This is a genomic window from Bradyrhizobium sp. CCBAU 25360 (assembly GCF_028128695.1).
In the GTDB taxonomy this organism is placed as follows: domain Bacteria; phylum Pseudomonadota; class Alphaproteobacteria; order Rhizobiales; family Xanthobacteraceae; genus Bradyrhizobium; species Bradyrhizobium ottawaense.
The window spans coordinates 167141-187062 of sequence record NZ_LBJA01000035.1; the positions used below are offsets into that span (position 1 = coordinate 167141).

The window sequence follows — 19922 nt, forward strand, 5'->3', positions numbered from 1 at the left end:
GAATAGGACTTAAGTCTCCACCAGCCCCTTGGTGGAGCCGCTTGCGGTGGAATCCTTGCGGCCGTGAGCCAGCGCCAGATAGGATTCCGAGCTCATCTCGATCAGGCGCGACGCCGTCCGCTTGAACTCCATGGCCTCAACGCCCTCGTGGGCCAGGTAGAGCGAGATCGGGTTGGCGTCGGCCGAGGCCATCAGCTTCACGGCATTGTCATAGAGCGCGTCGATCAGCGTGATGAAGCGCTTGGCGGCGTTGCGCTGGGACTGGTCCATCACTGGAATATGGTCGACCAGGATGGTGTGATAGTCGTGCGCCAGCCTGAGGTAGTCCGATGCCCCCAGCGGCTTCTCGCAGAGATCGGCAAACGAGAACCGCGCCACGCCGTGGGCCGAGCATGGCACGTGCAGGATGCGGCCCTTGATCGAAATGTCGCGCGAGCGGCATTTGGCGCCGCCCGACATCCGCGACCAGGCGCGGTCGAGCGCCGCGTCCGCATCAGCGTCCGCTGGCGTCAGCCACATCGGCACGCCCTGAAGTTTTTCCAACCGGAAATCGGTGCGCGCATCGAGCCGCGCGACGTCCATGTGGTCGGTGATCTGCTTGATGAAGGGCAGGAACAGCGAGCGGTTCAGACCGCCCTTGTAGAGATCGTCAGGTGCGACGTTGGAGGTCGCGACCACGACGGTGCCGAGCTCGAACAACTTCGCGAACAGGCGTCCGAGGATCATCGCATCCGCGATGTCGGTGACGTGGAATTCGTCGAAGCAGAGCAGCCAGCTCTCCTCGAAGATCGCGTTCGCGGTCAGCGCGATGACGTCGCCGTCGGCGATCTCGCCGCGCGCGATGCTCTGGCGATAGTCGTAGATGCGCTCATGCACGTCCGCCATGAATTCGTGGAAATGCGCCCGCCGCTTGTGCTCGACCGAGGCATGCTGGAAGAACAGATCCATCAGCATGGTCTTGCCGCGGCCAACCTCGCCATGGATGTAGAGCCCGCGCGGCGCCTCATCCTTGTCACTGCTGAACAGGCGGGCAAGCAGGCCCTGCTTGCGCTGCGGTTTGTAGTCCGCGAGCCGCTGGTCCAGTGCGGCATAGGCTTCGGCGACTTCGGCTTGCGCAGCATCGGGCTCGATCGCGCCGGACGCGATCTGGGCCTGATAGGCTTCGCTGAAGGGGGAACTGGGGGTCGAGAGCATGGCCCTTTACCGCCAGAGACCGACGGAAATTGCAACCGCGTATTGGCGCAACGGCTTATGCGCGACCTCTTTCGCGGAAACCGGCCGGATGCCCCGGTGGGACGACAGCCGAGCGGGCCGTCAGAATCCAGCTTGCGGCGCCTTGAGGTAGAATATACCTATCTAGGAACCAAGGAGCCGAGCATGGCGCTGAGCATCAAGGACCCCGAAACCGAGCAACTGGCCCGGAGTCTGGCACAATTGACGGGGGAGAACATCACGACTGCGACCAAGCGCGCGATCGAGGAGCGATTGCGCCGGCTCAACGCTCAAACACACAAGGACGCGCTGCTTGAAGACCTTGCCGAGATCAGACGGCGCTGGAGCGAGATGCGCGTCCTGGACGACCGCAAGCCTGAAGAAATCCTCGGATACGACGATCATGGATTGCCCCGCTGATGGTGATCGACACATCCGCGATCGTGGCAATCGCGCTCGACGAAGACGATGCCGCGGATATGGAGCGACTGATCGTGGACGATCCGATCCGCCTGATTTCCGCGGCGACGGTGCTTGAAGCGACGATGGTGATCGAGACGCGGCTGGGCGATGCGGGCGGGCGCGAGTTCGATCTCTGGCTCGTCAAGATCGGCGCTGAGATCGTCGCGGTCGATGCCGTGCAAGCCGACGCGGCCCGGCGCGCCTGGCGGCGTTTCGGAAAAGGGCGTCACGCCGCGTCGCTCAATTACGGTGACTGCTTTTCTTATGCGCTGGCCATGACCCGTGGCGAACCACTGCTGTTCAAAGGCGAGGACTTTGCGAAGACCGACATCAACCGGTCGAGCGTGACGCCGCTGCGATAACGCGCCGAGGTGCGGGCCCCACTCACACAGTTCGTAGACGTCCTCGGCAAGAGCGGCCGGAAGAGACCCGCAGGGGCTTCATCCCGTATTTTTGTTGCGCGCCCAAAGCTCGGCCGTCGCCAGCCTCCGACGCAGCAGACGGCCATGCTCGACAACCAAACCCAATACCCGGCCCCATAGGCCCGGATGGGATTGAGGTTGCCAGCTTCGTTCATCATGACTTCCCGTTGAAGCAGGAACGATGCCGCGATGACGAGTGCAGCCAGGCCGGCACCGAATGCCAAGAATCTCGCGTCAGAAATCCTGTCCGCGACTGCGAGACCAAACCATGCCGAAAAAAGGACGGGGTTGGCGAGCCAGGTCCAATTCGTGACGGACGCTAACAGGCCGAACGGCCCGGCGATCAAGATGTCGTATCCGCGCTGGCATGCAGGCGCGCAAAAAGCATCGAGGGAAAGGCACCAGAGGTACAGAGCAATACTGAGGCCCAGCGAGCCGTATCGCCAAAATTGATCGACCCGCACCGTTCGATTTTCCGCCTACTCACACAACTCGTAGGCATCCTCGACCACGTACGGGCCGCCGCCGGTCGATGCGCGCGAGGAGAACAGAACAAAACGCTCGGCCATGAACGCCTTGCTCGGGAAGTAGCCGCGCAGCGAGAGATAGTCGGCGACGTCGCGATCGCTGGCATCGTGCAGCCGGGCGAGCGTGACATGCGGGATGTATTTGCGTCCCTCGGGGTTGAGACCGATCCGCTGCATCATCCGTTCGAGCTCGGCCTGCAATTCCATCAGCGGCTTGCTCGGCGCGATCGTCGCAACGACTGCTCTCGGTTTGCGGCCGCCGAAGCTCATGAGCCCCTGCACTTTCACCTCGAACGGCTTGCGGTCGACGCGAAACAGCATCGATGCGATCTCGTTGGCGGACAGGCCGTCGATATCGCCGATGAAGCGCAGGGTGACGTGATAATTTTCGGGGTCGATCCAGCGGGCGCCGGGAAGGCCACCCCGCAAATTGGAAAGCGTCTGGCTGACTTCGGCCGGGATTTCCAGACCAGTGAACAAACGCGGCATCGTTTCGCACTCCCGATGCTTGGGCATGATCCGTGGGACAGACCATATCCAAATTTTAGAGCCGGTGACGAATCACCGGTACCCTGATTCCTATCGCAGTTGTGTGACTCTGCGAAGCATCGCGCGCCTCACCCCGGTAAAACCCTGGGTATGAGGGTTGGCGCTGCCCGCTTTTCAACGGCGTTGCTCAGTGATCGTGCCAAGGAATGCCTCCGCGGTGGGCATGATGTTGCCGACGATGATGTCGACGCCGGCCGCAGTCGGATGGATGCCGTCGGCCTGGTTGAGCTTGGCGTCGGCCGCAACGCCCTCGAGAAAGAACGGATAGAGCAGCACGTCGAATTTCTTCGCCAGATCCGGATAAATCGAATTGAAGCGCGCGGCATAATCGGCGCCGTAATTCGGCGGCGCCAGCATGCCGCACAGCATCACCGCGATCTTGCGCGCCTTCAGCCGCTGGACGATGTCGGTCAGTGCGGCCCGCGTCAAATCGGGATCGACGCCGCGCAGGGCGTCGTTGGCGCCGAGCTCGACGATGACGCCGTCGGTTCCCTCGGGGACCGACCAGTCGAGCCGGTCGCGGCCGCCCGAGGAGGTGTCGCCGGACACGCCGGCGTTGGTCATGTCGACGGCTATACCTTTGTCCTGCAAGGATTTTTTGAGCTTGGCCGGGAATGAATCCTGGGCCGGGAGGCCAAGGCCCGCACTCAAGGAATCGCCGAGGACCACGAGCTTGATCGGTTTGGCCGCCTGCTGAGCCTGCAACGACGGCGTTGTCGCGATCGTCATCAAACCGAGCATCAACACGGCTATGTGCATGAACAATCCGTAACGCCTCTCGACCCCGCCATCGGAGTTGCCATATGACCGGACCATGGACACTCGCATAGATTCCTCTTCGCTCGCCGCCGCCTCGGCGGACACCATCGCCATCTCCAACGTCAATCTCTCATTGGGTACGGGCGCGGCACGCGTTCACATCCTCAAGGATATCAGCTTGCGGGTCGCCTCGGGCGAGACGATCGGCCTGATCGGCCCGTCAGGCTCGGGCAAATCCACGCTGCTGATGGTGATGGCGGGGCTGGAGCGTCCTGATAGTGGAGAGGTGGTGGTATCGGGCACGCCTTTCAATGCCCTCGACGAGGACGCGCTGGCCCGCTTCCGCGGCCGCCAGGTCGGCATCGTCTTCCAGTCCTTTCATCTGATCCCGACCATGACGGCGCTGGAGAACGTCGCTGTGCCGCTGGAGCTCGCCGGCAATCCCGATGCCGCAACGCGCGCGGCGCAGGAGCTGCAATCGGTCGGGCTCGGCGACCGCCTGCATCACTATCCGACCCAGCTCTCCGGCGGCGAGCAGCAGCGCGTCGCGCTCGCCCGCGCGCTGGCACCGGATCCCGCCATCCTGGTCGCGGACGAGCCGACCGGCAATCTGGATGAGGCCACGGGAAAACAGATCGTGGACCTCCTGTTCAGCAAGCATGCCGAGCGCGGCATGACCCTGGTGCTGGTCACGCACGATTCCTCGCTCGCGCATCGCTGCGACCGCGTGATCCGCCTGCGTTCGGGCCGCATCGACACGCAGTCTGCGCCGGCATGAGCGCCTCGGCCGAACCGTTCGCGAAGCCAAACGCCGTCGCACTGTCGCTGCGTTACGCGCTGCGCGAATTGCGCGGCGGCCTGCGCGGTTTCTATGTCTTCATCGCCTGCATCGCGCTCGGCGTGATGGCGATCGCCGGCGTCGGCTCGGTGTCGGCGAGCCTCTCCGACGGCTTGGCCCGCGAGGGCCGCACGCTGCTCGGCGGCGACGTCTCCTTCGTGCTGTTCCAGCGCGAGGCGAAACCTGAAGAGGTCGCCTTCTTGCGCTCGCGCGGCACGGTCTCGACCGCCGCGACCTTGCGCGGCATGGCGCGCGCGGCCGATGGCCAGCTCGCACTGGTCGAGATGAAGGCGATCGACGACACCTATCCGATGCTGGGCCAGCTGACGCTGGCGCCACAGCTGGCGATGTCCGACCTGCTCGCAGAGCGCGACGGCGCGTTCGGCGCCGCCGCCGATCCGACGCTGCTGGCGCGGCTCTCGCTCAAGACCGGCGACCGCGTCACCATTGGCTCCGCGAGCTTCCAGATCCGCTCGACCGTCGAAGCCGAGCCCGACAAGCTCGCCGGCGGCATCGGCTTCGGACCGCGCTTCCTGATCAGCGAGGCGGGCCTGCGCGCCACCGGCCTGATCCAGCCCGGCAGCCTGGTGCGCTGGGTCTACCGGGTCAAGTTGCCTGATACGGCGAACAACGAGCGCGCCACCGAAGCCTTCATCGCGGACGCGCGGAGCGCCGCGCCGCAGGCGGGCTGGGAGATCCGCAGCCGCTCCAACGCCTCGCCGCAGCTCGAACGCAACATCAACCGCTTCACGCAGTTCCTGACGCTGGTCGGCCTTGCCGCGCTGCTGGTCGGCGGTGTCGGCGTCGCCAATGCCGTGAAGAGCCATATCGACCGCCGGCTCGAAGTGATCGCGGCCCTCAAGGCCGTGGGCGCCACCGGGCGCGACGTGTTCGGCATCTATCTCGCGCAGGTTCTCCTGCTCGCGGGCATCGGCTCGATCATCGGCCTCGCGCTCGGCGCCGCGATGCCGTTCGCGATCGTCGGCCTGTTCGGCAAGCTGCTGCCGCTGCCGGTGGTGCCGGCCGTGCATGCCGACGAGCTCGCGCTGTCCTTCGTTTATGGCCTCCTGACCGCGCTCGCCTTCGGCCTGTGGCCGCTCGGCCGCGTCCACGACGTGCCGGTGGCCGCGCTGTTCCGCGACACCATCAGCTCGGAATGGCATCGGCCGCGCGCGGGCTATCTCGTGTTCATGGCCGTCGTGATCGCGCTGCTGATCGCGGTCGTGATCGGATTGTCGTTCGACAAGCGCATCGCGGCGGTGTTCGTGGCCTCCTCGGTCGTCGTGTTCGCCCTGCTGCGCGGCATCGCCGCCCTGCTGATGGCCATCGCGCGGCGGCTGCCGCGGACGCGGCTGCCGATGCTGCGCCTGGCGATCGCCAACATCCACCGGCCGGGCGCGCTGACGCCCTCGGTGGTGCTGTCGCTGGGGCTCGGGCTCGCCGTGCTCGTCACCATCACCCAGATCGACGGCAATCTGCGCCGGCAGTTCCTGGCAGCCCTGCCGGACCGCGCGCCGTCCTTCTTCTTCATCGACATCCCGAGCACGCAGGCCGAGCAGTTCGACGGTTATCTGCGCCGGATCGCGCCGGGCGCAACGGTCGAGGACGTACCGATGCTGCGCGGGCGCATCGTCGCCGCGCGCGGCGTGCGCGCCGAGGAGCTCAAGCCGACCACCGATTCGGAGTGGGTGCTGCAGAGCGACCGCGGCCTGACCTATACCGGCGAGCTGCCGAAAGGCTCCAAGGTGGTCGAGGGCGAATGGTGGAGCGCCGATTATTCCGGCCCGCCGCTGGTCTCGATGGAAAAGAAGATCGCCGACGGGCTCGGCCTCAAGCTCGGCGACGAGGTCGTGGTCAATGTGCTTGGCCGCGACATCCCGGCCAAGATCGGCAATCTGCGCACCATCGACTGGCAGGGGATGGGCATCAACTTCGTTCTGGTGTTCTCGCCGAACGCCTTCAAGGGCGCCCCCCACACCCACATCGCGACGCTGACGGAAACGGGCGGAACTGCGGCAGGCGACGGCAAGATCATCAAGCAGGTCGCCGACGCTTATCCGATGGTGACGAGCGTACGCGTGCGCGAGGTGATGGAGACGGTCGGCTCTGTCGTGACCAATCTGGCGCTGGCGATCCGCGGTGCCAGCGCCGTGACCCTGATCTCGGCGATCCTGGTGCTCGGCGGCGCGCTCGCCGCCGGCCATCGCCACCGGGTCTACGATGCGGTGATCCTGAAGACGCTGGGCGCGACGCGGCTGCGGCTGCTCGGCGCCTATGCGCTCGAATACCTCCTGATCGGGCTCGCGACCGCGGTGTTCGGCGTGATCTCCGGCAGCATCGCGGCCTGGATGATCGTGACGCGGCTGATGACGCTGAGTTTCGTCTGGCAGGCCGGCAGCGCGGCCGGCGTGGTCGCGGCCGCGCTCGTCGTTACCGTCGGGCTCGGGCTCGCGGGCACGCTGCTGGCGTTGAACAAAAAGCCCGCCACGGTGTTGCGGAATTTGTGACAAAATGTAGCGGATGGCCGCACGAGAGCGAAATCGCACGATTTCTGCGATTAACCACGACTGCTCGTCAGGTTCGCGTCAGGATTGCCGCCAAGGGCGACATTCAGCCGCGCGTGGAAGGTTGCAGCGAATGTGTTAGTTTCCCACATATCGAATGGGTTCGGAGCCCCGATTGTTAGCCAAAATTTAGTCGGTTGGCGTCGGTATCCGAGATAGAGTTTGACGAACCGGCGGCATGGCGACCCTCGTGCCGGACCGGACCAACCAACGGGAATTCGACCATGTCGGACCTAGACCGTAACTACGCTTCTCCTTTCGGCAGGGCCGCCGGGCGTGTTGACGCCGCGACGGTCGATGCCGGCCTGCGCGCCTATATGCTGCGCATCTACAACTACATGAGCATCGGCCTGGCCATCACTGGTCTTGCCGCGCTCGGCGTCTACATGGCTGCCGTGACTGATGTCCCGACCGCGGACGCGGTCCGCGTCGGCAAGCTGTTCCTGACGCCGTTCGGCTACGCGATGTTCGTCAGCCCGCTGAAATGGCTGTTCATGCTGGCGCCGCTCGCCATGGTGTTCGTGATCTCGGCGGGCATCAACCGTCTCGCTCCCTCGACCGCCCAGATCCTGTTCTGGGTGTTCGCGGCGCTGATGGGTATCTCGCTGTCGTCGATCTTCCTGGTGTTCACGCACACCTCGATCGTGCGGGTGTTCTTCATCACCGCGGCCACATTCGGTGCGCTGAGCCTCTATGGCTACACCACCAAGCGTGACCTGACCGGCATGGGCTCGTTCCTGTTCATGGGCCTGATCGGCATCATCATCGCGAGCCTGGTGAACCTGTTCCTGGCGAGCTCGATGCTGCAGTTCATCGTGTCGGTGGTCGGCGTGCTGGTGTTCGCAGGCCTCACCGCCTGGGATACCCAGCGGCTGAAGAACGACTACATCTACGGCTACGCCTCGGCCGGCGGGGACATCGCAGAGCGTGCGGCCATCACCGGCGCACTGTCGCTGTACCTGAACTTCATCAACCTGTTCACGCTGCTGCTGCAGCTCCTCGGCCAGCGCGACTAAGCGATAGACCAGGACGAACGGACACGAACCCCGGCCGAAAGGCCGGGGTTTTTGTTTGAGCCTTGGCCTCCTCTCGTCATTGCGAGCCCTTGCGACGAAGCAATCCAGAGTCCCTCCGCGGATGCATTTCTGGATTGCTTCGCTGCGCTCGCAATGACGGGTGTGGCAACACAGTTGCCCCTTTCAGCAGAAGCGGGAAGGCTCTAATCTGGCCCCATGTCCGAACCTGAAATCAGGCCTGCAACCGAGGCCGACCTTCCCGCCATCACCGCCATCTACCAGCAGGCCGTCCGCGAGGGCACCGCGACGTTCGAGCTGGAGCCGCCTGACCTCGTGGAGATGACGCGCCGTTATCGCGCACTGGTCGACGGCGGCTATCCCTATTTCGTCGCCATCCTCGACGGCCGCGTGGCCGGCTATGCCTATGCCGGCGCCTACCGCCCGCGCCCGGCCTACCGCTTCACGGTCGAGAACTCGATCTATCTCGATCCCTCCTTCCACCGCCGCGGTGTCGGATCAAAGCTGCTGGAACGGCTGGTCGCCGAATGCGAGGCGCGCGGCTTCCGCCAGATGATCGCGGTGATCGGCGATTCCGCCAATGCCGGCTCGATCGGCGTGCACACCAGGGGCGGCTTCAAGATGATCGGCACGCATCCCAATGTCGGGCTGAAATTCGGCCGCTGGCTCGATACGGTGATGATGCAGCGCGACCTCGGCGAGGGCGCGAAGACGGTGCCGGGGAAGTAGGCCTCGTAGGATGGGCAAAGCGTAAGCGTGCCCACCATCTCCCAGCGATAGAGAAAGATGTGGGCACGGCGCTGCGCGCCTTTGCCCACCCTACGGCACCGTTTGTGCGGCTATACCACCGCGAGCTTCCGATCGATCACCAGCAGCACGCGCTCCAGCTCGTGGCCGCGGCGCAGGATCAGGCCGGTCGCCGAGATCACGCTGTACATGCCCTGCTTGCGCGCCAGCCGCGGATCCTTCTCGATGCGGTAGATCGGCACTTCCGAGGCACGGCGATAGACCGAGAACACGGCGCGATCCCTCAGGAAGTCGATGGCATAATCGCGCCACTCGCCGTCGGCGACCATGCGGCCGTAGAGATTGAGAATACGGTGCAGCTCGAGCCGGTTGAACGTCACCCGGCTCAGTTGCGTCGTCGCCGCGGCGGGGCGCGCCGCCGCGCGCAGCTCGCTCGGATCGGTATCCTCCGACAGACTCATGGAGCGCTTCCTCATCGCACGGCATGACCCGAATCCGCGAAGACCGTCCCCGGAACCTGGATCATGACAGCTGCATGATTGCGCCAACCGGCCAGCGCCGCAAGGGGCACCTGATTCAACCGGTCGAATCGGTTACGAATCGGCGCACACGCTATGGTGGAACTCCCTCGCGGCAAACCGTCACGGGATCGTTAGCAGGAATCATACTCTCGCCGCTTTTCCGCCTAGCGACTGCCGCCCTGCATTGCGAAAAGACTCACGTGCGTTGACCCGGTCCTTTCGGTTCCGGATTCCTCAGCCCCCAGCCCCCCGGGGTCGAACAGGATCGGGTCTGTACGCGCGACAAGGAGGGCCAACGCAAGTTGGTCCTTTTTTGTTGGTGCCGGGATGTTTCTGGCACGACGAAATTCTTCTCTCATCAGCGCCAACAATCTCATCCCTCATCCCGAGAGCCGCGCGTCCTTCGCGCGGCGTCTCGAAGGATCGAGGCCGAGCTGCGTGAGCGGGGCCTGCATTGTTCTCACGGCGATGCGAAGCATCGTCCGGTAGACGCGCGCAAGGGCGCGCTCCTCACCATGAGGGTGGCAGTGAGTACGACGCTAGAGAATTGAAATCAGTGCAGCGACGTGTAGGCCGCGCCCAGCATCGTGCCGGGCTTGTCGCGGCTGCCGTCCTGGACATAGACCACCGCGCCGTCGACGCCGTCGCGTGTGAGGTTCTCGATCGGCACCGTCCAGCTTTCTGAACGCCCGGTCCAGTCGCCAACCTTGAGCAGGTTGCGCACCACGTTGTGATAGGTGACCTGCTGTCCGCGATTCTCGCCGCGAGTGATCGCGATCGGGACCGACTTGGCGATCGAGCAGATCCAGACCTCGCCATGCGAGACGGCCGGCTCGTTGCTCGCCGCCACCGACACGTTGATCTGCTTGCCCGCGAGCGACATCGTCACCGGCACGCTCATCACGCCCGTGCCCTTGTCAGTCTTGCCGATCGCGCTCTCGATGCCGGCACGATCGCTGCCGATGACATGGGTGGAGCCGTTGACTACGACCTGAGGCGTGTAGACCTCGCGGTCGCCGCGCATGCGCGAATAAGCACGCTGCCGTGCAGAGAAGCGCGAATCCGCCAGCGTGTCCTTCCAGCCCAGATAGTCCCAATAGTCGATCGGCATGCTCAGCGCGATGATTGACGGGTCTTTGGAGAGATCGCCGATGATCTGGTCGGCGGGCGGGCAGGAGGAGCAGCCCTGCGAGGTAAACAATTCGACGACGGCGCGGGGATCGGCCTCCGCCGGACGGATGACGGCGACGATCGCACAGATGCCGAGAGCTCCCGACCAGAGGGCACCGGACCAACGTGAAACCAGATGAGAAGCCGTCATTGTTGTCATGTCGAACGCCGCACACCATTGCTCGTGGAAAGGGAGATCTTATCGCCGGATGGTCACCGTAGTCTTACGGGGCGCGACACACTCGACCGTCCAGGCCAACCGTCCGAAAGGAGGTTTTCCGCCGGGCGGGCCCATCTGGAGCATGCCGCAAACGCACGAAGGCGGCCTTGTGATAGGCCGCCTTCGTTTAACCTTCTACTCACGTCGCGGTGAGCCACCGTTCACAAATTCGCGCTTAGGCCGCGAGCTTGCGCAGCACGTAGTGCAGGATACCGCCGTTCCGGTAGTAGTCGAGCTCGTCCAGCGTATCGATGCGGCAGAGCAGCGAAACGCGCTGCAGCGAACCGTCGCCGGAGACGATCTCCGCGGTCAGCTTCTGGCGCGGCTTGAGGTCGCCGACCAGGCCACGCAACGTGACCTTCTCGTCGCCCTTGAGGCCGAGCGACGACCAGGAGGTGCCCTCCTCGAAGGTGAGCGGCAGCACGCCCATGCCGACCAGGTTGGAGCGATGGATGCGCTCGAAGCTCTGGCAGATCACGGCGCGCACACCGAGCAGGCGGGTGCCCTTGGCCGCCCAGTCGCGCGAGGAGCCATTGCCGTATTCGGCACCGGCGAACACCACCAGCGGCACCTGCTCCTGCTGGTACTTCATCGCGGCGTCGTAGATCGACATCTGCTCGCCGTCGGGCCAGTGCTTGGTGAGACCGCCCTCGGGGATGTTGCCGTCCGCGCCTTTGAGCATGAAGTTCTTGATGCGGATGTTGGCGAAGGTGCCGCGCATCATCACTTCATGGTTGCCGCGACGCGTGCCGTACTGGTTGAAGTCGGCGGGACGCACCTGGTGCTCGCTGAGATATTTTCCAGCCGGAGAGGTGAGCTTGATCGAACCGGCCGGCGAGATGTGGTCGGTGGTGATCTTGTCGCCGAACATGGCGAGGATGCGCGCCTCGACGATGTCGGTGACCGGCTCCGGCTCCTTCTTCATCCCGTCGAAATAAGGCGGGTTCTGCACGTAGGTCGAAGACATGTTCCAGCGATAGGTCTCGCTCTCGACGGTCTTGATCTTGCGCCAGTTGGTGTCGCCCTTGAACACGTCGGCGTACTTCTTCTTGAAGATCGACGCGGTCACGAACTTCTTCATGAAGGCGTTGATCTCCTTGGTCGTCGGCCAGATGTCCTTGAGGTACACCGGCTTGCCGTCCTTGCCCTCGCCGAGCGGCTCGACCGCGAGGTTCTTGGTGACGCTGCCCGCGAGCGCGTGGGCGACGACCAGCGGCGGCGAGGCCAGGTAGTTCGCCTGCACGTCCGGCGAGACACGGCCTTCGAAGTTGCGGTTGCCGGAGAGCACGGCCGCGGCGACGATGCCGTTGTCGTTGATCGACTTCGAGATCTCCTCAGGCAGCGGACCTGAATTGCCGATGCAGGTGGTGCAGCCGAAGCCGACCAGGTTGAAGCCGACCTTGTCGAGATCCTTCTGCAGACCGGAATCGGCCAGATAGCCGGCCACGACCTGGCTGCCCGGGGCGAGCGAGGTCTTCACCCACGGCTTGGCCTTGAGGCCCTTCGCAGCGGCGTTGCGCGCCAGGAGGCCCGCGCCGATCAGCACGCTCGGGTTCGAGGTGTTGGTGCAGGAGGTGATGGCGGCGATCACGACGTCGCCGTGGCCGATCTCGAAGTCCTTGCCTTCGACGGCGAAGCGCTTGCTGGGTTCCTCGGCCTTCTTGTACTCGGTGCCGAGCGCAAGCGAGAAGCCTTCGGCGACCGACGGCAGCGCGATGCGGCCTTCGGGACGCTTCGGACCGGCCATCGACGGCACGACGTCGGCGAGATCGAGCGTCAGCGTTTCCGTGAACACCGGATCGGCCGACTTGGCGGTGCGGAACAGCCCTTGCGCCTTGGCGTAGGCCTGCACCAGCGCGACGCGCGGCGCCGCACGGCCGGAGGTCTTGAGATAGTCGATCGCGGCGGCGTCGACCGGGAAGAAGCCGCAGGTCGCGCCGTATTCGGGCGCCATGTTGGCGATGGTCGCCTTGTCGGCGACCGAGAGATTGTCGAGGCCGGGGCCGAAGAACTCGACGAACTTGCCGACCACGCCGAGCTTGCGCAGCATCTGCGTCACGGTGAGCACGAGGTCGGTCGCGGTGACGCCCTCCTTCATCGCGCCCTTCAGCTTGAAGCCGACGACGTTGGGCAGCAGCATCGACAGCGGCTGGCCGAGCATGCAGGCTTCCGCCTCGATGCCGCCGACGCCCCAGCCGAGCACGGCGAGACCATTGACCATGGTGGTGTGGGAGTCGGTGCCGACCAGCGAATCGGGATAGGCGACCTCGAAGGTGCCGGTCTTCTTGCCGACCGTCATCTTCTCCTTCTTGGTCCAGACCGTCTGGGAGAGATATTCGAGATTGACCTGGTGGCAGATGCCGGTGCCGGGCGGCACGACGGAGAAGTTCGAGAACGCCTTCTGGCCCCACTTCAGGAACTCGTAGCGCTCCTGGTTCTGCTTGTATTCCTCGGCGACGTTCTTGCCGAAAGCCTTGTTGTCACCGAAGAAGTTCACGATCACGGAATGGTCGATGACGAGATCGACCGGAACCAGCGGATTGATCTTCTCGGCATCGCCGCCGAGCTTCTGCATCGCGTTGCGCATCGCGGCGAGGTCGACCACCGCGGGCACGCCGGTGAAGTCCTGCATCAGCACGCGCGCCGGGCGGAAGGCGATCTCATGCTCCAGCGACTTCTTGCGCAGCCATTTCGAGACCGCGACGATGTCCTCTTTCTTGACCGAGCGGCCGTCCTCGTTGCGCAGGAGGTTCTCGAGCAGGACCTTCATCGAATAGGGAAGTTTGGAAATTCCCTTCAGACCATTCTTCTCGGCCGTGGGCAGGCTGTAATAGACATAGGTCTTGGCGCCGACCTTGAGGGTCTTTTTGCATTTGAAGCTGTCGAGCGAGGTCATGTAGGAATCCCAATTGTTAGTTATACCCGGCAGGGTATTTTAACACCGTCAGCGTATCAGGCTGGGCCGCTTGCAGGGGCAGGTTGAGTTGCTGCATCAAGTAGTTCCGGGCTTATAGAAGCTTTCTAACCGCGCCGCCACAGCCACAATCGTACCGCAGCATTCGCGAGCCAAAAATTCCCATGCGCTACCCCAAGTTTTCCTGAGGCCCGGCTTTGAGCGGGGTGGTACGAAGCAAGATGCAGCTGTCTGGACGCGGGATCGTTTGCGTGCGCGGCGGCCGCGAGGTGTTTGCCGGGCTCGATTTCGAGGCCGTCGCCGGCGAAGCGGTGGCGGTCGTCGGCCGCAACGGGTCAGGCAAGACCTCGCTGCTGCGGCTGATCGCGGGCCTGCTGGTTCCGGCGGGCGGCACGATCGTACTGGACGGCGGCGACGCTGAAATGACGCTGCCGGAGCAGTGCCACTATCTCGGCCATCGCGATGCCCTGAAGCCTGCGCTCAGCGTGGCCGAAAACCTGACATTCTGGGCCGATTTCCTTGGGGGAGAGCGTCTTGACTTCGCCCAGAGCCTCGCCACGGTGGGGCTCGAACATGCCACCCACCTCCCCGCCGGCTTCCTGTCGGCCGGCCAGCGCCGCCGGTTGTCGCTGGCCCGCCTTTTGACCGTGCGCCGCCCGGTCTGGCTGCTGGATGAGCCGACCAATGCGCTGGACGTGACCGGCCAGGACATGTTCGGCGGCCTGATGCGCGAGCACCTGTCGCGCGGCGGCCTGATCGTCGCGGCGACCCATGCGCCGCTGGGGATCGATTCGCGGGAGCTGCGGATCGGGGGTGTGGCGTGAGGCGACACGACCCTCAGCTTTCCGAGCGGCTGGCCCCCGGCCTCTCCGTTCCCTCCCCCCTTGCGGGGGAGGGTCAGGGAGAGGGGTGCCACACGGCAAGACCTGTCGGTTCTGGCGTTGCGGAGGCAGGCGTTTTGTTGCTGGCGGCTCACCTCAAACGAGTATCTCATCCGGGGCTACCCCTCTCCCCCGCCCTCCCCCGCAAGGGGGGAGGGAGCGCAGTGTGCCTGTGGCGGGAGCCGGGCTCCCATAGCCGCCTCGCCGCGGGAGTCACCCCATGACCGCCCTCTCCGCCCTCGTCCGCCGGGACGTCAGGATCGCGCTCCGCGTCGGCGGCGGGGCGCTGATTGGCGTGCTGTTCTTCCTGACCGTGGTGGTGCTGATGCCGTTCGCGGTGGGGCCGGACCTGGCGCTGCTGTCGCGGCTGGGGCCGGCCATCCTCTGGCTCGGCGCGCTGCTGGCGAGCCTGCTCACCCTCGACCGGCTGTTCATGGCCGATCACGAGGACGGCTCGCTCGACCTGATCACGATGAGCCGGACGCCGCTGGAACTCGCCTGCGCCGCCAAGGCGCTGGCGCATTGGCTGGCCGCCGGCCTGCCGCTGATTGTCGCAACCCCCGCGCTCGGCCTGTTGCTCAACCTCGACATGGTCGCGACCGGCGCGGTGGCGTTGACACTGCTGGCGGGCACCCCGGCCCTGACCTTCACCGGCATGATCGGCGCGGCGCTGGCGGTGACCCTGCACCGCGGCGGGCTGCTGATGGCGGTGCTGGTGCTGCCGCTGTCGATTCCCGTGCTGATTTTCGGGGTTGCGGCCTCGCAGGCCGTGATCGTCGGTCCGATGTCGTTCGGCGCACCGTTCTCGATCCTGTGCGCGCTGTCCTTGGTCAGCCTCGTGATTGGCCCCTTCGCAGCCGCAGCGAGCCTGCGGCACGGGCTCGACTGAGATGCGCGGGACTGACCTTGACCCCGATCAACTTTCGTCCCTCGCTTTCGTGCTGATTGCCTGAGCGGCCACCGATGATTATCAGGGTACCATGACGCTGATCGACCTCGCCAACCCCACGCGGTTCCTCGCGCTGACAGCGCGGGTCCTGCCGTGGCTCGCGGCCGCGACCGTGCTCCTTCTTGCAATCGGTCTCTATCAAATCGCGCTTGCGCCCGACGACTATCAGCAAGGCGCGACCGTGAAGATCATGTTCATCCACGTGCCCAATGCCTGGCTGTCGATGTTCGTCTGGGGCGTGATGAGCATCGCTTCGCTCGGCACGCTGGTGTGGCGGCATCCGCTCGCCGACGTCGCCGCCAAGGCCGCAGCGCCGATCGGCGCCGCCTTCACCTTCCTCGCACTGCTGACGGGCTCGCTGTGGGGCCGGCCGATGTGGGGCACCTATTGGGAGTGGGATGCGCGGCTCACTTCGGTGCTGATCCTGTTCCTGATGTATCTCGGCCTGATGGCGCTGTGGCGCGCCGTCGACGATCCCTCGCGCGCCGCACGCGCCGCCGCGGTGCTGACCCTGGTCGGCGCGCTCAACCTGCCGATCATCAAGTTCTCGGTCGACTGGTGGAATACGCTGCACCAGCCGGCCTCGGTGATGCGCATGGGCGGCTCGGCCCTCGACAAATCGTTCCTGATTCCGCTGCTGGTGATGGCGATCGCCTTCACGCTGCTGTTCGTCACGCTGCATCTGGCGGCGATGCGCAATGAAATCCTGCGCCGCCGGGTCCGCTCTCTGCAAATGATGCAGGCGAGCCGGGTCGCATTCTCGAGCGAAATGGGCGCCGGTTCGCGCGGACAAAACGCGTCGAAAGAAATTGGGGCCGCAGGATGATGTCGCTCGGTCCTTATGCATCCTTCATCGTGACGTCCTATGCCGCAGCGGCCCTCGTGGTCGTGATCCTGATCGGCTGGATCGTGCTCGACTATCGCAACCAGACGCAGCGCCTGCGCGAGCTCGACCGCAGCGGCATCACCCGCCGCTCCGGCCGTAGCGCCATGGACGCATCATGAGCGAACGATCGACCTCCGCAGCGCCGCAGCGCCGCACTTTCCTGATGGTGCTGCCGCTGATTGCGTTCATCGCACTGGCGCTGCTGTTCTGGTTCCGGCTCGGCAGCGGCGATCCCTCGCGGATTCCCTCCGCGCTGATCGGTCGTCCCGCGCCGCAGACGGCGCTGCCGCCGCTCGAGGGATTGCAGATCGACAATGCGCAGGTGCCGGGCCTCGATCCCGCCGCGTTCAAGGGCAAGGTCAGCCTGGTCAATGTCTGGGCATCCTGGTGCGTGCCCTGTCATGACGAGGCGCCGCTTTTGACCGAGTTCGCCAAGGACAAGCGCTTCCAGCTCGTCGGCATCAACTACAAGGACGCGTCCGACAATGCGCGGCGCTTCCTCGGGCGCTACGGCAACCCGTTCGGTCGCGTCGGCGTGGATGCCAACGGCCGCGCCTCGATCGAATGGGGCGTCTACGGCGTGCCCGAAACCTTCGTCGTCGGCCGCGAAGGCACCATCGTCTACAAGCTGGTCGGCCCGATCACGCCGGACAATCTGCGCAACGTGTTGTTGCCGCAGATGGAGAAGGCGCTGGGGGCGGGCTCGTAAGGCAGCTCGTGCCCCGGACGCAGCGCAGCGATCCTTCATCGATGCGCTGCAGAGCCGGGGCCCATCTCACCACGGCCGCATTGCCGGAAAGAGCCTGGGTCCCGGCTCGCGCTTCGCGCGTCCGGGACACGAGAGCTTACCCCTTCCTGACATCCCCCGCGTCCGCCTCGCTCGCTTCCAGCGACGCCGGCTCGAGGTGGTAGCGCTTGGTCAGCGGCATCTGGGCGATGGCGAAGACCATGGTCAACGGGGTCACGCCGAACACCTTGAAGTTCACCCAGAAGTCGGTGCTCTGGGTGCGCCAGACGATCTCGTTCAGCACCGCCATGCCGGCAAAGAACAGCGCCCAGCGCAGGGTGAGGATGCGCCAGCCCTGCGGCGTCAGATTGAACATCTGGTCGAACATGACGGCGATGAAGGAGCGGCCGAACAACAGGCCGCCGCCGAGGATCGCAGCGAACAGGCCGTAGATGATGGTCGGCTTGAGCTTGATGAAGGTCTCGTCGTGCAGCACCAGCGTCAGCGTGCCGAACACCAGCACGATCACGCCCGTGACGATCGCCATGATCGGAATGTGGCGCGTCACCACATAGGAGGCGACCATCGCCGCCACGATCGCGACCATGAAGGCGCCGGTCGCCGCGAACAGATTGAACTTCGCATTCACGAAGAAGAACACGAGCAGCGGCCCGAGCTCGGTCGCCAGCTTGAACAGCGGATGCGGCTGGGTCTTGTCCATTCTTCAGCTTTCGATTCCGGCAATGGCGCGGGCGAAGTCGCGCGCGGTGAACGGCGCGAGATCGTCGACGCCTTCGCCGACGCCGATGAAATGCACCGGCAGTTTGAACTTCTCCGCGAGCGCCACCAGAATGCCGCCTCGCGCGGTGCCGTCGAGCTTCGTCATCACGAGGCCGGTGACCCCGGCGGTGCGATGGAAGGCCTCGACCTGCGACAGCGCGTTCTGGCCGACGGTGGCATCGAGCACAAGCAGCACGGCATGCGGCGCAGTGTCATCCACCTTGCGGATCACACGCACGACCTTTTCGAGCTCGTTCATCAGCTCGGCCTTGTTCTGCAGCCGGCCGGCGGTGTCGATCAGGAGCACGTCGATATTCTGCTCCTTCGCCGCCGTCAGCGCGTTGAAGGCAAGGCTCGCCGAATCCGAGCCCTGCGCGCCTGCGATCACGGGCGTCTTCGTCCGCTCGCCCCACACCTTGAGCTGCTCGATCGCCGCAGCGCGAAACGTGTCGCCGGCGGCCAGCATCACCTTGCGGCCTTCGGAGGCGAATTTCTGCGAGAGTTTTCCGATGGTGGTGGTCTTGCCCGAGCCGTTGACCCCGACCACGAGGATCACGAACGGCTTCCTGGCCGTATCGATCTCGAGCGGCTTTGCCACCGGCGCCAGCACCTTCTCGACCTCGGTGGCGACGACGTCCTTGACCTCGTCCGCCGAGATCGCCTTGTCGTAGCGTCCAGTGCCGACGGCGTCCGCGATCCGCACCGCGACTGACGTGCCGAGATCGGCGCGCAGCAGCACGTCCTCGATGTCGTCGAGCATGGCGCGGTCGAGCTTGCGCTTGGTGACGAGGTCGGCGACCGCGGTCCCGAGCGAGGACGAGGTGCGCTTCAGCCCGTTGGACAGGCGGCGCCACCAGCTCAGCTTGGGGGGATCTGACGTGGTATCGTTCATGGCGGGGGTGTGTTAGCCGTTCCGGCTGCCAAACGAAAGTCTTGACCGAAAGTCTTGCAATTGCTCGATGTTCCCCAATTGACGGCCGATGAAATTCTGGCCCGCGTGCTCCATCGCGACGGGCTGATGCTGATCATCGACAAGCCGGCCGGCCTGCCGGTGCATCGCGGTCCCAAGGGCGGCGCCAATCTGGAGGCCTCGTTCGACGCGCTCTGCTTCGGCCTGCCGCGGCCGCCGGTGCTCGCCCACCGGCTGGACAAGGACACCTCCGGCTGCCTCGTGCTCGGCCGCCACCGCAAGGCAACGGCCTCGCTCGGCCTCCTCTTCAAGCATGGCAAGATCGGCAAGACCTACTGGACCGTGGTCGAGGGCGGCCCCGCCGAGGACGAGGGCACCATCGACATGCCGCTCGGCCGGCTCAACGCCGAACGGGGCTGGTGGCAGAAGCCTGATCCTGAGGGACAGAAGGCGATCACGAACTGGAAAGTAATGGGCCGGGGTGACGGTTTCACCTGGCTGGCCATGGAACCGGTGACCGGGCGGACCCATCAATTGCGGGTGCATTCGGCCGCGACCGGCTGGCCGATCTTCGGCGATAACATTTACGGCAACGGCCCGCGTTTCGGCGAGCCAAAGCTGCACCTGCATTCCCGCGAGATCGTGGTGCCGATCTCCCGGAACAAGGAGCCCGTCCGCGTCGTGGCGCCGGCCCCGCCCCACATGCACGAAAAGCTCCGCGCCTGCGGCTGGAACGGGGAATAATCTTTTAGACCCTCAGGGTGAGCAGGCCGCCAAGAAAGGCCCGCATCTCGCCCGCGGCCATCCTTCGAGACGCCCGCTTTGCGGGCTCCTCAGGATGAGGGTCGGC

Annotated in this window: 20 protein-coding genes; 12 read left to right on the forward strand and 8 right to left on the reverse strand. The window is 65.1% G+C overall.

All coding sequences use genetic code 11. The features are described from left to right. Window positions 1-9 precede the first annotated feature (9 nt). Complete coding sequence (zapE, locus tag XH81_RS12590; RefSeq protein ID WP_028139221.1) at window positions 10-1194, reverse strand: cell division protein ZapE; 1185 nt, start codon at window positions 1192-1194, stop codon at window positions 10-12. Window positions 1195-1377: 183 nt separating this feature from the next. On the opposite strand from zapE, the gene XH81_RS12595 reads away from it, so the two are divergent. Both XH81_RS12595 and XH81_RS12600 read left to right on the forward strand, forming a co-directional pair. Continuing rightward, the gene (locus XH81_RS12595) at window positions 1378-1632 is read left to right on the forward strand and encodes a type II toxin-antitoxin system VapB family antitoxin (protein ID WP_028139222.1); all 255 of its coding nucleotides are present in this window, start codon (window positions 1378-1380) and stop codon (window positions 1630-1632) included. Further along, complete coding sequence (locus XH81_RS12600) at window positions 1632-2036, forward strand: type II toxin-antitoxin system VapC family toxin (protein ID WP_028139223.1); 405 nt, start codon at window positions 1632-1634, stop codon at window positions 2034-2036. The genes XH81_RS12595 and XH81_RS12600 overlap by 1 nt, the downstream gene beginning before the upstream one ends. A 539-nt stretch (window positions 2037-2575) precedes the next feature. On the opposite strand, the gene thpR is transcribed toward XH81_RS12600, so the two are convergent. Together thpR and XH81_RS12610 are read right to left on the reverse strand one after the other, a co-directional pair. Next, complete coding sequence (gene thpR / locus XH81_RS12605) at window positions 2576-3112, reverse strand: RNA 2',3'-cyclic phosphodiesterase (RefSeq protein ID WP_028139224.1); 537 nt, start codon at window positions 3110-3112, stop codon at window positions 2576-2578. Window positions 3113-3286: 174 nt separating this feature from the next. After that, window positions 3287-3931 carry an arylesterase gene (locus XH81_RS12610; RefSeq protein WP_028139225.1) on the reverse strand — a complete coding sequence of 215 codons (645 nt, stop codon included), beginning with the start codon at window positions 3929-3931 and terminating at the stop codon, window positions 3287-3289. Between the two features lie 55 nt (window positions 3932-3986). On the opposite strand from XH81_RS12610, the gene XH81_RS12615 reads away from it, so the two are divergent. The 4 genes from XH81_RS12615 (at window position 3987) to XH81_RS12630 (ending at window position 9096) form a co-directional block, all read left to right on the forward strand. After that, window positions 3987-4709: an ABC transporter ATP-binding protein gene (locus XH81_RS12615; RefSeq protein ID WP_028139226.1), complete on the forward strand. Its 723-nt coding sequence runs from the start codon at window positions 3987-3989 to the stop codon at window positions 4707-4709. Then, entirely contained in the window at window positions 4706-7276 is a 2571-nt protein-coding gene (locus tag XH81_RS12620; protein WP_028139227.1) for an ABC transporter permease, read from the forward strand. Before XH81_RS12615 ends, XH81_RS12620 begins: the two co-directional genes overlap by 4 nt. A 281-nt stretch (window positions 7277-7557) precedes the next feature. Next, window positions 7558-8349 (forward strand): Bax inhibitor-1/YccA family protein, encoded by a 792-nt coding sequence (locus XH81_RS12625; protein WP_028139228.1) that lies wholly within the window; start codon window positions 7558-7560, stop codon window positions 8347-8349. Between the two features lie 216 nt (window positions 8350-8565). Beyond that, a complete protein-coding gene (locus XH81_RS12630; protein ID WP_028139229.1) occupies window positions 8566-9096 on the forward strand; it encodes a GNAT family N-acetyltransferase in 531 nt (176 codons plus the stop codon). A 110-nt stretch (window positions 9097-9206) separates the two neighbouring features. Here XH81_RS12630 and XH81_RS12635 read toward each other — a convergent pair whose 3' ends face one another. The 3 genes from XH81_RS12635 to acnA form a co-directional block, all read right to left on the reverse strand. Continuing rightward, a complete protein-coding gene (locus XH81_RS12635) occupies window positions 9207-9575 on the reverse strand; it encodes a DUF2794 domain-containing protein (protein ID WP_028139230.1) in 369 nt (122 codons plus the stop codon). 613 nt (window positions 9576-10188) lie between these two features. Then, entirely contained in the window at window positions 10189-10965 is a 777-nt protein-coding gene (locus XH81_RS12640) for a DUF1223 domain-containing protein (protein ID WP_028139231.1), read from the reverse strand. A 235-nt stretch (window positions 10966-11200) separates the two neighbouring features. Beyond that, window positions 11201-13921 carry an aconitate hydratase AcnA gene (acnA, locus tag XH81_RS12645; RefSeq protein ID WP_028139232.1) on the reverse strand — a complete coding sequence of 907 codons (2721 nt, stop codon included), beginning with the start codon at window positions 13919-13921 and terminating at the stop codon, window positions 11201-11203. A gap of 239 nt (window positions 13922-14160) precedes the next feature. Between acnA and ccmA the strand changes: the two genes are divergently transcribed. The 5 genes from ccmA (at window position 14161) to XH81_RS12670 (ending at window position 17364) form a co-directional block, all read left to right on the forward strand. After that, window positions 14161-14763 (forward strand): heme ABC exporter ATP-binding protein CcmA, encoded by a 603-nt coding sequence (gene ccmA / locus XH81_RS12650; protein WP_095425484.1) that lies wholly within the window; start codon window positions 14161-14163, stop codon window positions 14761-14763. Window positions 14764-15040: 277 nt separating this feature from the next. Next, a complete protein-coding gene (gene ccmB / locus XH81_RS12655; protein WP_271596216.1) occupies window positions 15041-15709 on the forward strand; it encodes a heme exporter protein CcmB in 669 nt (222 codons plus the stop codon). A 91-nt stretch (window positions 15710-15800) separates the two neighbouring features. Then, entirely contained in the window at window positions 15801-16595 is a 795-nt protein-coding gene (locus XH81_RS12660) for a heme ABC transporter permease (RefSeq protein WP_028139235.1), read from the forward strand. Further along, window positions 16595-16774: a heme exporter protein CcmD gene (gene ccmD, locus XH81_RS12665; RefSeq protein ID WP_038949857.1), complete on the forward strand. Its 180-nt coding sequence runs from the start codon at window positions 16595-16597 to the stop codon at window positions 16772-16774. Before XH81_RS12660 ends, ccmD begins: the two co-directional genes overlap by 1 nt. Beyond that, on the forward strand, window positions 16771-17364 hold the full coding sequence (locus XH81_RS12670; protein WP_038949856.1) for a DsbE family thiol:disulfide interchange protein: 594 nt from the start codon (window positions 16771-16773) through the stop codon (window positions 17362-17364). Before ccmD ends, XH81_RS12670 begins: the two co-directional genes overlap by 4 nt. 136 nt (window positions 17365-17500) lie before the next feature. On the opposite strand, the gene XH81_RS12675 is transcribed toward XH81_RS12670, so the two are convergent. Together XH81_RS12675 and ftsY are read right to left on the reverse strand one after the other, a co-directional pair. After that, window positions 17501-18103 (reverse strand): septation protein A, encoded by a 603-nt coding sequence (locus tag XH81_RS12675; RefSeq protein WP_028139237.1) that lies wholly within the window; start codon window positions 18101-18103, stop codon window positions 17501-17503. Window positions 18104-18106: 3 nt separating this feature from the next. Continuing rightward, window positions 18107-19054 (reverse strand): signal recognition particle-docking protein FtsY, encoded by a 948-nt coding sequence (gene ftsY / locus XH81_RS12680; RefSeq protein WP_028139238.1) that lies wholly within the window; start codon window positions 19052-19054, stop codon window positions 18107-18109. Between the two features lie 60 nt (window positions 19055-19114). On the opposite strand from ftsY, the gene XH81_RS12685 reads away from it, so the two are divergent. Then, a complete protein-coding gene (locus tag XH81_RS12685; protein WP_028139239.1) occupies window positions 19115-19816 on the forward strand; it encodes an RluA family pseudouridine synthase in 702 nt (233 codons plus the stop codon). Window positions 19817-19922 lie beyond the last annotated feature (106 nt).